At 52.1% G+C, this 12,988-nt stretch carries 11 protein-coding genes; 6 read left to right on the forward strand and 5 right to left on the reverse strand.

What is annotated here, in order from left to right; translation table 11 throughout:
- Positions 1-143: 143 nt before the first annotated feature.
- A complete protein-coding gene (pitA, locus tag EOS97_RS08295; RefSeq protein WP_000902764.1) occupies positions 144-1,640 on the forward strand; it encodes an inorganic phosphate transporter PitA in 1,497 nt (498 codons plus the stop codon).
- Positions 1,641-1,800: 160 nt separating this feature from the next.
- Here the strand turns inward: pitA and uspB are convergent, their stop codons facing one another.
- On the reverse strand, positions 1,801-2,136 hold the full coding sequence (gene uspB / locus EOS97_RS08300; protein ID WP_000626193.1) for a universal stress protein UspB: 336 nt from the start codon (positions 2,134-2,136) through the stop codon (positions 1,801-1,803).
- A gap of 387 nt (positions 2,137-2,523) precedes the next feature.
- Here uspB and uspA point away from each other — a divergent pair, with 387 nt between their 5' ends.
- Together uspA and dtpB are read left to right on the forward strand one after the other, a co-directional pair.
- Entirely contained in the window at positions 2,524-2,958 is a 435-nt protein-coding gene (uspA, locus tag EOS97_RS08305; RefSeq protein WP_000323565.1) for a universal stress protein UspA, read from the forward strand.
- Positions 2,959-3,282: 324 nt separating this feature from the next.
- A complete protein-coding gene (dtpB, locus tag EOS97_RS08310) occupies positions 3,283-4,755 on the forward strand; it encodes a dipeptide/tripeptide permease DtpB (protein WP_001098280.1) in 1,473 nt (490 codons plus the stop codon).
- 91 nt (positions 4,756-4,846) lie between these two features.
- On the opposite strand, the gene rsmJ is transcribed toward dtpB, so the two are convergent.
- From rsmJ to EOS97_RS08325, 3 genes are all read right to left on the reverse strand, one after another.
- Positions 4,847-5,605, reverse strand: coding sequence for a 16S rRNA (guanine(1516)-N(2))-methyltransferase RsmJ (gene rsmJ / locus EOS97_RS08315; RefSeq protein WP_001165127.1), 759 nt, complete (start codon positions 5,603-5,605; stop codon positions 4,847-4,849).
- A 6-nt stretch (positions 5,606-5,611) separates the two neighbouring features.
- Positions 5,612-7,654, reverse strand: coding sequence for an oligopeptidase A (gene prlC / locus EOS97_RS08320; protein ID WP_000184178.1), 2,043 nt, complete (start codon positions 7,652-7,654; stop codon positions 5,612-5,614).
- Between the two features lie 162 nt (positions 7,655-7,816).
- Complete coding sequence (locus EOS97_RS08325) at positions 7,817-8,470, reverse strand: hypothetical protein (protein ID WP_000469193.1); 654 nt, start codon at positions 8,468-8,470, stop codon at positions 7,817-7,819.
- A gap of 277 nt (positions 8,471-8,747) precedes the next feature.
- Here EOS97_RS08325 and EOS97_RS08330 point away from each other — a divergent pair, with 277 nt between their 5' ends.
- The 3 genes from EOS97_RS08330 (at position 8,748) to gorA (ending at position 11,611) form a co-directional block, all read left to right on the forward strand.
- On the forward strand, positions 8,748-9,191 hold the full coding sequence (locus EOS97_RS08330; RefSeq protein WP_000209571.1) for a hypothetical protein: 444 nt from the start codon (positions 8,748-8,750) through the stop codon (positions 9,189-9,191).
- 120 nt (positions 9,192-9,311) lie between these two features.
- Positions 9,312-10,154, forward strand: coding sequence for a 23S rRNA (adenine(2030)-N(6))-methyltransferase RlmJ (locus EOS97_RS08335; RefSeq protein WP_000954242.1), 843 nt, complete (start codon positions 9,312-9,314; stop codon positions 10,152-10,154).
- Positions 10,155-10,258: 104 nt separating this feature from the next.
- Entirely contained in the window at positions 10,259-11,611 is a 1,353-nt protein-coding gene (gene gorA / locus EOS97_RS08340; RefSeq protein WP_000160772.1) for a glutathione-disulfide reductase, read from the forward strand.
- Positions 11,612-11,710: 99 nt separating this feature from the next.
- Here gorA and EOS97_RS08345 read toward each other — a convergent pair whose 3' ends face one another.
- Complete coding sequence (locus tag EOS97_RS08345; RefSeq protein ID WP_000461964.1) at positions 11,711-12,946, reverse strand: MFS transporter; 1,236 nt, start codon at positions 12,944-12,946, stop codon at positions 11,711-11,713.
- Between the last annotated feature and the right edge of the window lie 42 nt (positions 12,947-12,988).

Below are 12,988 nucleotides of genomic sequence, written 5' to 3' on the forward strand. Positions count from 1 at the left end.
ATCTGAAATATATAAGATAATTCTTTAGTGATATCAAACAAAGCACGAAGTACATCAAAAAAAGTCTATATTTCACTTTGCCCGCGCCGCCAAAGTCACTGATAATGCGCCGCGTTCATGTCCTCAAAATGGCGTAACGTCCTATGCTACATTTGTTTGCTGGCCTGGATTTACATACCGGGCTTTTATTATTGCTTGCTCTGGCTTTTGTGCTGTTCTACGAAGCGATTAACGGCTTCCATGACACAGCCAATGCAGTCGCAACCGTGATTTACACCCGTGCGATGCGTTCGCAGCTGGCGGTTGTCATGGCGGCGGTGTTTAACTTTTTTGGCGTTTTGCTGGGGGGTCTCAGCGTGGCGTATGCCATTGTGCATATGCTACCGACGGATCTCCTGCTCAACATGGGTTCCGCGCACGGCCTCGCTATGGTCTTTTCCATGTTGCTGGCGGCGATTATCTGGAACCTCGGTACCTGGTATTTCGGGTTGCCGGCGTCCAGTTCCCACACGCTGATTGGCGCCATTATCGGCATCGGTTTAACCAATGCGATGATGACCGGCACGTCAGTGGTGGATGCGCTTAACATCCCGAAAGTTATCAATATTTTCGGTTCACTCATTATCTCCCCTATTGTCGGTCTGGTATTCGCCGGCGGTCTGATTTTCTTGCTGCGCCGCTACTGGAGCGGTACTAAGAAACGCGCCCGTATCCACCTGACGCCAGCCGAACGTGAAAAGAAAGACGGCAAGAAAAAGCCGCCATTCTGGACGCGTATCGCGCTGATCCTCTCAGCTATCGGCGTGGCGTTTTCGCATGGCGCGAACGATGGTCAGAAAGGCATTGGCCTGGTCATGCTGGTGCTGATTGGCGTCGCGCCTGCGGGTTTCGTGGTCAATATGAATGCCTCCAGCTACGAAATCACCCGTACGCGCGATGCTATCAACAATGTCGAAACGTACTTTGAGCAGCGTCCTGACCTGCTGAAAGCCGTCACCGGCGTTGACCAACTGATTCCCTCTCCGGAACCGGGCGCGACTGAACCGACTGAATTCCACTGCCATCCGGCTAACACCATTAACGCGCTTAACCGTGCGAAAGGGATGCTGGCAAACGTGGAAAGCTACGACAAGTTAAGCGTTGAACAGCGTAGTCAGTTGCGTCGCATTATGCTGTGCATTTCCGACACGACCGATAAAGTCGTGAAATTGCCTGGCGTAAGCAGCGATGACCAGCGCCTGCTGAAAAAGCTGAAGACCGATATGTTAAGCACCATTGAGTATGCGCCGGTGTGGATCATTATGGCAGTGGCGTTGGCGCTGGGTATTGGTACGATGATCGGCTGGCGTCGCGTGGCGACCACTATCGGCGAGAAAATTGGTAAAAAAGGCATGACGTATGCGCAGGGAATGTCGGCGCAGATGACGGCGGCAGTCTCTATCGGTCTTGCCAGCTACACCGGTATGCCAGTTTCTACCACTCACGTACTCTCCTCTTCAGTGGCGGGAACCATGGTCGTTGATGGCGGCGGGTTGCAGCGTAAAACCGTGACCAGCATTCTGATGGCCTGGGTATTTACGTTACCGGCGGCGATTATTCTTTCCGGCGTGCTGTACTGGCTTTCCCTGAAGATTATTTAAGCCAAATGGGCCGGATAGCGCTGTCGCTAATCCGGCCTGTCAGGATGAAACGACACAGGCCTGACAGGCCGCTACAAGCGGCGTCATCAGGCAGCCGAGCCTGTCATCCGGGAGGCTTATCTAACACGAGCGGGTCAGGAAACTGGCCCGCTTTTTTCATTCAGTGCCAAATCATGAGCGCAATCAAGCTCACCACCACCAAACCGCATAACGCGCTGGTCAGCAGAAACTGGCGGCGCACGCGTTCACAACGGCGAATAAATTCTTCATCATGATGATCGCGATAGCGCTGAGCGTAGATATACCATACCAGGCGCACCTGTTTGTTGGGCTGACCATGCGTGGTAAAGAAGCCGCCGCCATCGACATATTGATAGAGCAAAGGATCGCAACCACGAAGTACCACTAACAGTGCGCGTAGCGATGAGAAATAGCGCGCCATATTAACAATGCAAACGACACATAAAGCCCAGAATAGTGAGACGGTGCTTATCATATCTCCTCCCCGGCGACCCGCCCACGGAGTTCCTCTCCGGGACTACCGCTCCCCGATACCCTGCCAGACAATCAGTGAAAGAGTACTACGAAAGCCGTCCATATTAGCGCTCCGCATTCGAACGGCTCTTATACACATTGTAGGAGATCAGTTAATTTTTTTACCAGAAGGTTAATCACTATCAATGCAATTCCCTGAAAATTTTGTTTAACTAACTGGCAAGCAAGGCAGATTGACGGATTATCCTGGTCGCTATAATGTAAGGATAGTTATGGTAAACGGCTGAGCTAGCCCCGCGCATAGAGTTCGCAGGACGCGGGTGACGCGGCGGCATAAGAAACGCCAGTAGCTCAATGGTCATCGACAACTTATGGAAGGAGTAACACTATGGCTTATAAACACATTCTTATCGCAGTTGATCTCTCCCCGGAAAGTAAAGTTCTGGTTGAAAAAGCGGTCTCTATGGCGCGCCCCTACAACGCGAAAATCTCCCTCATCCACGTTGATGTGAACTATTCTGACCTGTACACCGGTCTGATTGACGTCAATCTGGGCGATATGCAGAAACGTATCTCCGAAGAAACCCACCACGCGCTGACCGAGCTGTCTACCAACGCTGGCTACCCTATCACTGAAACCCTGAGCGGTAGCGGCGACTTGGGCCAGGTGCTGGTTGACGCCATCAAGAAATACGATATGGATCTGGTCGTTTGCGGTCATCACCAGGACTTCTGGAGCAAACTGATGTCTTCTGCGCGCCAGCTGATCAACACCGTTCACGTTGACATGCTGATTGTTCCGCTGCGCGACGAAGAAGAGTAATACTTGCCGTGCCGGCTGGCGGCTAAAACCGCATCTGGTCTATAGTCAATAAGGTTGGCCTGAACCATCAGGCAAATTCCGGCTATCAACAACAACGCCCGCTTATGTGGGCGTTTTGTTTATCCCCCCTTCTTCGCAGTACTCAGTACATCATTCCATCACACCAAACATAATTAGTGTGATCCACTAATTAGTTTGCGTATCATTTGTATAATAACCTATTGATCAGGCTAATAACCGCAGTCTATATCAGGGTAAGTCTTTTCGGCGCGTTTTGATATACGCGCTCATACGTTTCGGGATGGCATTAAAAGGCGAAGGAATATGAATACAACTGCACCTACGGGCTTGCTGCAGCAACCTCGTCCATTCTTCATGATCTTTTTTGTAGAATTATGGGAACGATTTGGCTATTACGGCGTCCAGGGCATCCTGGCGGTCTTTTTCGTTAAACAATTGGGTTTTTCTCAGGAACAGGCCTTTATTACCTTTGGCGCTTTTGCGGCGCTGGTTTATGGCCTGATCTCCATCGGCGGCTATGTTGGCGACCATCTGTTAGGGACTAAACGCACCCTGGTCCTGGGCGCGATTGTGCTGGCGATTGGCTATTTTATGACCGGTATGTCGCTATTAAATCCCGATCTGATTTTTATCGCACTGGGTACGATTGCCGTGGGCAACGGGTTATTTAAAGCCAATCCCGCCAGCCTGCTCTCTAAATGCTATCAGCCTAAAGATCCCCGGCTGGATGGCGCTTTCACTCTGTTTTATATGTCGATTAACATCGGTTCTTTGTTATCGCTATCGCTGGCACCGGTGATTGCCGATAAATTTGGCTATGCGGTGACCTATAATCTGTGCGGCGCTGGTTTAATTGTTGCGCTTCTGGTGTACTTCGCCTGCCGTGGCATGGTGAAAAATATCGGTTCTGAACCGGATCATAAACCGCTACGTTTTCGCAATTTGCTGCTGGTACTGCTCGGCACCGTCGTCATGATTTTCCTCTGCGCCTGGCTGATGCACAACGTTAAGATTGCCAATCTGGTGCTCATCGTCCTTTCTATCGTCGTCACTATTTTCTTCTTTCGCGAAGCGTTTCGTCTGGATAAAACCGGCCGCAATAAAATGTTCGTGGCGTTTATTCTGATGATTGAAGCCGTGCTGTTTTACATTCTGTATGCGCAGATGCCTACCTCGCTGAACTTCTTTGCGATTAATAACGTGCATCATGAAATTCTTGGATTCGCCATTAACCCGGTGAGTTTTCAGGCGCTGAACCCATTCTGGGTGGTCGTCGCCAGTCCGGTACTGGCAGCGGTTTACACCCGACTGGGTAGCAAAGGCAAAGATCTGACTATGCCGATGAAGTTTACGCTCGGTATGTTCCTCTGCGCGCTGGGTTTTCTGACCGCCGCCGCCGCCGGGATGTGGTTTGCCGATGCGCAAGGATTGACGTCGCCGTGGTTTATCGTGCTGGTGTATCTGTTCCAGAGTCTGGGCGAGCTGCTGATTAGCGCGCTGGGGCTGGCAATGGTCGCCGCTCTGGTGCCGCAGCATCTGATGGGCTTTATTCTGGGAATGTGGTTCCTGACCCAGGCCGCCGCCTTCCTGCTCGGCGGTTATGTGGCGACCTTCACTGCCGTACCGGAAAACATCACCGATCCGTTACAGACGCTGCCAATTTATACCGGCGTCTTTAGCAAAATTGGTCTGGTAACGCTGGCGGTCACCGTGGTGATGGCCATTATGGTGCCGTGGTTAAACCGAATGATTAATACGCCAGGCACCGAACAGTAATACTCAGTGCCGGATGCGGCTTACGCCTTATCCGGCCTACAAATAATTGAGAATCGTAGGCCCGATAAGCGCAACGTCATCGGGCAATCCGTTACTCCGTCAGAGGGGTTCCGGCATAAATATCAAACCGATGCCCTTTGGTGACGATGGCGTTGGGCGTCGCGACATCCGCCAGCGGCGGCGCATAATCGGGACGTTTGACCACCACGCGTTTGGTCGCCAACTGACGCGCCGGTTCCAGCAGTCCGTCGGCGTCTAAATCCGGCCCCACCAACGACTGAAACACCCGCATCTCTTTCTTCACCAGCGCGCTTTTCTGCCGGTGAGGAAACATCGGATCGAGGTAGACCACCTGCGGGCGCGGCGTGATATCAGTCAACGCCGTCAGGCTGGAAGCATGAATCAACTGCAAACGCTCCTGAAGCCAGCCGCCAATGTCCGCATCGGCATAGCCGCGCGTCAGACCGTCATCGAGCAGCGCGGCAACCACCGGGTTACGCTCCAGCATCCGCACGCGGCAGCCGACGGACGCCAGCACAAACGCATCGCGCCCCAGTCCGGCCGTGGCATCAACCACATCCGGCAGATAATCGCCTTTGATACCAACGGCTTTCGCCACCGCTTCGCCGCGCCCGCCGCCGAACTTACGTCGATGGGCCATCGCGCCGCCGACAAAATCGACGAAAATGCCGCCGAGCTTCGGTTCGTCGCGCTTGCGCAGCTCCAGATGTTGCGGCGTCAATACCAGCGCCATCGGGTTGTCTTCGTCATGCTCCAGTCCCCAGCGGGCAGCCAGAACAGATAAGGCGCCGTCTGTGGCGCCCGTTTCATCCATTAAGCAGATTTGCACGTAAAATCAGCCTTTAATCCCGTAATGCTCCAGCATCGCGTCCAGCTGTGGTTCACGGCCACGGAAGCGTTTAAAGAGTTCCATCGGCTCTTCAGAACCACCGCGAGTCAGGATGTTATCAAGGAACGACTGACCGGTCTCACGGTTGAAAATGCCTTCCTCCTCAAAGCGGGAATAAGCGTCCGCCGCCAGTACGTCGGCCCACAGATAGCTGTAGTAGCCTGCCGCATAGCCGCCAGCAAAGATATGGCTGAACGCATGTGGGAAGCGGCCCCATGTCGGTGACGGCACCACGGCGACCTGTTTTTTGATTTCAAAGAGCGTCTCAAGAATTTTCGCTCCTTGCTGCGGATTAAATTCCGCATGCAGACGGAAATCAAACAGACCGAACTCCAGCTGACGCAGAATAAACAGCGCCGCCTGATAGTTTTTCGCCGCCAGCATTTTATCCAGCAGTTCCTTCGGCAACGGCTCGCCGGTTTCATAGTGGCCGGAAATAAACGCCAGCGCTTCCGGCTCCCAGCACCAGTTTTCCATAAACTGACTTGGCAGTTCGACCGCGTCCCACGGCACCCCGCTGATGCCGGAGACCCCGGCGGTCTCAATGCGGGTCAGCATATGATGCAGGCCATGACCAAACTCGTGGAACAGGGTGATCACTTCGTCATGGGTAAACAGAGCGGGTTTACCGTTCACCGGACGGTTGAAATTACAGGTCAGATAAGCGACCGGCTTTTGCAATGTGCCGTCCGCCTTACGCATCTGGCCGACACAGTCGTCCATCCACGCCCCGCCGCGTTTGTGTTCGCGTGCGTACAGGTCAAGGTAGAAGCTGCCGCGCAACTCGTTATTTTCGTCATACAGTTCAAAGAAACGCACTTCCGGGTGCCAGACATCAACATCAGTACGCTCTTTGGCAGTGATGCCGTAAATACGTTTCACCACTTCAAACAGGCCATTCACGGCTTTGTTTTCCGGGAAGTACGGACGTAGCTGCTCATCGCTGATGCTGTACAGGTGCTGTTTTTGCTTTTCACTGTAGTACGCGATATCCCACGGTTGTAGCTCCTCAACGCCAAATTCGGCTTTGGCGAAGGCGCGCAGCTGGGCCAGCTCTTTTTCCCCCTGCGGACGGGCGCGTTTCGCCAAATCAGTCAGGAAGTCGAGCACCTGCTGCGGATTTTCCGCCATTTTGGTGGCCAGCGATTCATGGGCATAATTTTCGAAGCCCAGCAGTTGCGCCAGTTCATGGCGCAGCGCAAGAATTTCTTCCATCACCGGGCTGTTATCCCACTTACCGGCGTTCGGCCCCTGGTCGGAGGCGCGAGTGGAATAGGCGCGATACATCTCTTCACGCAACGCCTGGTTGTCGCAGTAGGTCATCACCGGCAGATAGCTCGGGATATCCAGAGTCAGCAGGTAGCCTTCCTGCTCTTTGGCTTCCGCCTGGGCTTTAGCGGCGGCGAGCGCGCTTTCCGGCATTCCCGCCAGCTCGGCTTCGTCGGTGATGAGCTTCGTCCAGCCCATAGTGGCATCGAGCACATTATTGCTGTACTGGTTGCCCAGCTCAGACAGGCGAGTGGCGATTTCGCCGTAACGCTGCTGTTTCTCTTTCGGCAGGCCGATGCCGGACAGTTCAAAATCACGCAGCGCGTTATCAACCGCTTTCTTCTGCGCGGTATTCAGAGTGGCGTAATGATCGCCGTCGCGCAGGTCGCGGTACGCGTTGTACAGTCCTTCATGTTGCCCAACCCAGGTGCTGTATTCAGACAGCAGCGGCAGCGTCTGTTCGTAGGCTTCACGCAGCTCCGGACTATTTTTCACCGAGTTTAAGTGGCTAATTGGCGAGAAAATACGCCCCAGAACATCGTCGGCTTCCGCCAACGGCTGGCAGAGGTTTTCCCAGCTATACGGCGCGCCATGCGCCACAACGCCTTCTACCGCCGCCCGGCAATCGGCCAACGCTTTGGTGACCGCAGGCACCACATGCTCCGGTTTAATTGCAGAAAAAGGCGGCAGTGAAAAAGACGTTAGTAATGGATTGGTCATATGCGCAGTCCTGGTCTAAAAAAGAAATGAAGCGCTCTATCGCGCTTTCGCTATGGATCTAGAATGGGGGATAGTTGGGGGAATTTCAATGATGGTGGGCGCTCATTTCACCCGTGCAGCAACGCCAGCATCCGAACGTAGGCATTGCTGCTGAATCCAATTTTAACGACTGAAGATCAGTAGCTGTAGCGGCATAGTGACAATATCCAGCGCCAAAGTTACCGGCAGCAACACTCTGCCAAATTTTGCCCCGGACATACTGCGCTGATACTGATAGAACTCAACGGTGAAAGGATGGTAAAACGCTAGCTGCTGAGTAACGCTCTGATCTTTATTTTTCTGATGGATAGTCCCCTTCAGGTCCATGACGGATAGCATGCAATTTGCCGCGCCGTCTGCACAAGTAAACCCGTAGCCTACCGCCGCCAGTTTATCTTTCTCATCCACCCAGGCGTAAGTCACATTGACTTCACCCGTAAACTCCTTCTTATCTGTATCAATCAGGAATTTAACGCCATCCTTTACTCGCATTTTATCCCGGCGAATAGTCGCATCTTTTAACAGCGCCACCACATTATCGCCGCCCTGGGTCAACAGGTAGTCAAAATGTTCGCCAACAAACACCCAGCCCGTTTTCCCGTTGCTATCTTTACCTAAGGAAAGCGCGGTAACGGTATCCGATTTCCAGGTAGACTGATGACGATTGCCATCTTTATCGGTGGCAAGTATCAGCCCAAATGAAAGACAGCCCGACAGCGAACAGCAAACCAGTAATAAAAACAGCGTGCGAACGACACATTTTCCATAATGGAACATCAATGAATCCTTTCTTTTCTATTATTAGCGCTATCGTTTTAATCAAATAAACAAGGTAAAACCAGCACTATCATCATAATAAAAACGATTTCAGAATAAGACCCGACAGGGGTAAGTCAGTGGACGCGTCGCGGCATGATTAGCGTTAAATTCAGATAGGCTTTTCATGGGTGTTTTTCTGAAAACAGGGCCGTGGCATCAATCGCTGTCATTTTTGCGCAAACTGCCCATGTATAATATTCTCAACTTTTTCGTTTCTGGAATACAAGGATTGTATATGACCACGTTATTACAGGTTATTGTACTGATATTTATTGTTTTCTTTATTTTCCCTGGGCGGAAAATTTTCCGTCGGAGTAAGCATCTGCAAGATGGCCGTAAATTAATTTCATCTTCTTCGCTGATGCTGCGAAAATTTGGCAGTTCTCGCGGCTATAACGCGGATTACTACTTTGACATGCAGTACCTCTATGAAGTCGCGGACGGTATCACCACCGCGATACCACTCACCAGCATCATTGAGGCGAAACCGGGAACAACGAGAGTCAGTGGTCGTTCAGTCTGGTCAGTCGACTGGATAACAGCGGAAGGGCAAAGAAAACAGACGCGCTTCCTTCATAACTACACCCTATTCAATCGAAATTTTGCCACCTTCCTTAAGACCGTAAAACAGGCCAATCCAGACGCCTGCATCACTTCGTTGACGTTATTTACGCTCTGACGCCACAGCCTACTTGTTTTTCCTCCTGGCCAACGGCGATAAAAGCGCAAGAGCGGTAATCTCTACGGATCTGCGGTAAACTATCGGCTAACTTGTTTACTTCCCGGAATATCTGCATCCATGCTCAGTTATCGTCACAGCTTTCACGCTGGCAACCACGCCGACGTCCTTAAACATACCGTTCAGAGCCTGATCATCGAGTCGCTAAAAGAGAAAGAAAAACCGTTTCTCTATCTGGACACGCACGCGGGCGCGGGGCGTTATCAGTTGGGCAGCGAACATGCTGAACGTACCGGAGAGTATCTGGAAGGCATCTCCCGTATCTGGCAGCAGGACGACCTGCCCGCCGAACTGGAACCGTATATTAGCGTCGTAAAACATTTCAACCGCAGCGGGCAGTTACGCTACTACCCGGGCTCCCCGTTAATCGCCCGCCAGTTGCTGCGTGAGCAGGACAGTCTGCAACTCACGGAATTGCATCCCAGCGACTTCCCACTGTTGCGCGCGGAGTTTCAAAAAGACAACCGCGCCCGTGTGGAACGCGCTGACGGCTATCAGCAACTGAAAGCCAAATTACCGCCGGTTTCCCGCCGCGGTCTGATCCTCATTGACCCGCCTTATGAAATGAAAACCGACTACCAGGCGGTAGTCAGCGGCATCAGCGAGGGTTATAAACGTTTCGCCACCGGGACATACGCGCTATGGTATCCGGTGGTGCTCCGCCAGCAAATTAAGCGCATGATTCATGATCTGGAGGCCACCGGCATCCGTAAAATCCTGCAAATTGAGCTGGCGATCCGCCCGGACAGCGATCAGCGCGGGATGACGGCGTCCGGTATGATCGTGGTTAACCCGCCGTGGAAACTGGAGCAGCAGATGAACAACGTGCTACCGTGGCTGCACAGCAGGTTGGCGCCAAACGGTCACGGACACACTTCGGTAAGCTGGATCGTGCCGGAGTAATCACAGCCATCGGTGGAACCTTTCACCTTCAGGTATACAATCGCGAATATTTTGGCGGGTAGCGCAGAATCTATCCGTCCGACAACGAACATAAAGGAGCGGTCATGACCAAACACTATGATTACATCGCTATCGGCGGCGGCAGCGGCGGTATCGCCTCGATTAACCGCGCCGCTATGTACGGCCAGAAATGCGCGCTCATCGAAGCCAAAGAGCTGGGCGGTACCTGTGTTAACGTGGGCTGCGTGCCGAAGAAAGTGATGTGGCATGCCGCGCAGATTCGTGAAGCGATTCATCTGTATGGCCCGGACTACGGTTTTGACACCACGATTAATCAGTTCGACTGGAGCAAGCTGATTGCCAGCCGTACCGCGTATATTGACCGCATCCATACTTCATACGACAACGTGCTGGGCAAAAATAACGTGGATGTGATTAAAGGCTTTGCCCGCTTTGTCGATGCCAAAACCATTGAAGTGAACGGCGAAACCATCACCGCCGACCATATTTTGATCGCTACCGGCGGCCGTCCGAGCCATCCTGAGATTCCAGGCGTGGAATACGGCATTGATTCCGACGGTTTCTTTGCGCTGTCTGCCTTGCCGGAACGCGTCGCAGTGGTAGGCGCAGGTTATATCGCCGTTGAACTGGCTGGCGTTATCAACGCGCTGGGGGCGAAAACGCATCTGTTTGTCCGTAAACATGCGCCGCTGCGCAGTTTTGACCCGATGATTAGCGAAACGCTGGTTGAGGTGATGAACGCCGAAGGCCCGCAACTGCATACTCACGCCGTGCCGAAAGCGGTGGTGAAAAACGCCGACGGCAGTCTGACTCTGGAACTGGAAGATGGCCGCAGTGAAACCGTTGATTGCCTGATCTGGGCCATTGGTCGCGAACCGTCGACCGACAATATTAATCTGGCGGCAGCGGGCGTGAAAACCAATGAAAAAGGTTACATCATTGTCGATAAATTCCAGAATACCAACATTGAAGGTATTTACGCCGTTGGCGACAACACTGGCGCGGTAGAGCTAACGCCAGTCGCCGTCGCCGCCGGTCGCCGTCTCTCCGAGCGCCTGTTTAACAACAAGCCGGACGAGCATCTGGACTACAGCAACATCCCGACCGTGGTCTTTAGCCATCCGCCTATCGGCACCGTCGGGTTAAGCGAGCCGCAGGCGCGCGAGCAGTACGGCGACGAGCAGGTGAAAGTCTATAAATCATCGTTTACCGCTATGTATACCGCGGTGACGACGCACCGCCAGCCGTGCCGTATGAAGCTGGTCTGCGTCGGGCCGGAAGAAAAAATTGTGGGTATCCACGGTATCGGCTTCGGCATGGATGAAATGTTGCAGGGCTTCGCAGTGGCGCTGAAGATGGGCGCTACCAAGAAAGACTTCGATAATACCGTCGCTATTCACCCGACCGCATCGGAAGAGTTTGTGACCATGCGTTAATCGTCGTCATACCGGACGATAATTATCCGGCCTACGCGCTTTATATTATGTAGGCCGGATAGCAACTAAAAAGCTAACGAAGTCTCAACACGTAACTGATTAAGCTCTCTCATTTTGCAACGCAACCTGTTGCCGCAACTCTTCCGGAGTCTTAAGGAACGGAGTAAGTACACCGCTGAGCACATACAGACCCGCATAAATACCCAGCACACCGCCAGCCCCAAGAGAAGAATAGAATAAAGCGGTAATTGCGGGGGCAATAAAGGCGCCAAGCCCAGCGCCCAGATTAAGAACCGACATTGCCGCTCCTTTACTATCAGGGGCCAGCATGGGAAACAAGGCCGAAAGAGGCACGTAGCCTGCCATCGTCACGCCACATAGGCAGAGCACGAATGCCATCACGTAAAAATTATGTCCCAGTAGTTGCGGCACAGCCCATACAAGTAAGAGGACCACGGCATAGCCAAATCCCCCAACCCACATGATTGTTTTTCGCCAGCCGAATTTATCACCAAAAAAACCAAAAAAGAGATTCGCAAAAATAGCTACCAGAAAAACAGATGACCACATATGTAGCCACTCTGTTTTACTATAGCCATAACTAATAAGGTATAAAGGTAAAAATGTTGCCAGTCCGTATTGGGCAATACCATTGACTGATTTAACTACAAGCCCTATCGCAATAATCGGACGTTGTAAGATGGTGATACCTTTTAATAATTCGCCTGCACTAAAAGGGTGAATCTCGGATGCCGGCACAACATCACGGTTGACCCAAATACCCAATATTGAACCAATAAGAACAAACAGTAACCCAACCCACAGAACATGAATTTCACCCAGTACAGGTAATGCTATTGAGGAGAAGAAAGGGCCAATAACGCTAAGTCCTAATGAGAAAGTAAACCAGAACCAGCCAACTGCGGTGGATCGACGCGCGACAGGCGTGCTGTAATTAATCCAAATCAGAAATGAATAAGCGAACAGAGGATACCCGATCCCACGAATAGCATAGAAGGGCAGCATCCAGACCAAATCCATATTCTTCAGGCCAATGCCGATAAAACCGATACTACCTATTATAAAGGCAACAAGCCCACAGAACATCACTTTACGAGGCCCTAACGTTTGAACCAGTACGCCCGTAACCCATGCGGCCAGAGTAACAGTAATACCATAAGCCGTTATTAAATAAGATGCCTGGGCAACAGACAAACCCTTTTCAACAAGCCAAATCGAAATCCATGCTTGTTCAACGCCATCGCCTATCATAAATATTGTCAGGCCAATGTAGCCCCATAATAGATTTTTTGGCAGACCTAATTTTTCAAACATAATTCCCTCCAGTGTCATACACTGACTGGTAACGGATAAGAG

The sequence above is a fragment of the Salmonella sp. SSDFZ54 genome, assembly GCF_004010735.1.
In the GTDB taxonomy this organism is placed as follows: domain Bacteria; phylum Pseudomonadota; class Gammaproteobacteria; order Enterobacterales; family Enterobacteriaceae; genus Salmonella; species Salmonella enterica.

Bases quoted from the DNA above. Each gene is read 5' to 3' on its own strand.
- pitA (WP_000902764.1), top strand. From the start codon at position 144: ATGCTACATTTGTTTGCTGGCCTGGATTTACATACCGGGCTTTTATTA.
- uspB (WP_000626193.1), bottom strand. From the start codon at position 2,136: ATGATAAGCACCGTCTCACTATTCTGGGCTTTATGTGTCGTTTGCATT.
- uspA (WP_000323565.1), top strand. From the start codon at position 2,524: ATGGCTTATAAACACATTCTTATCGCAGTTGATCTCTCCCCGGAAAGT.
- dtpB (WP_001098280.1), top strand. From the start codon at position 3,283: ATGAATACAACTGCACCTACGGGCTTGCTGCAGCAACCTCGTCCATTC.
- prlC (WP_000184178.1), bottom strand. From the start codon at position 7,654: ATGACCAATCCATTACTAACGTCTTTTTCACTGCCGCCTTTTTCTGCA.
- EOS97_RS08325 (WP_000469193.1), bottom strand. From the start codon at position 8,470: ATGTTCCATTATGGAAAATGTGTCGTTCGCACGCTGTTTTTATTACTG.
- EOS97_RS08330 (WP_000209571.1), top strand. From the start codon at position 8,748: ATGACCACGTTATTACAGGTTATTGTACTGATATTTATTGTTTTCTTT.
- EOS97_RS08335 (WP_000954242.1), top strand. From the start codon at position 9,312: ATGCTCAGTTATCGTCACAGCTTTCACGCTGGCAACCACGCCGACGTC.
- gorA (WP_000160772.1), top strand. From the start codon at position 10,259: ATGACCAAACACTATGATTACATCGCTATCGGCGGCGGCAGCGGCGGT.
- EOS97_RS08345 (WP_000461964.1), bottom strand. From the start codon at position 12,946: ATGTTTGAAAAATTAGGTCTGCCAAAAAATCTATTATGGGGCTACATT.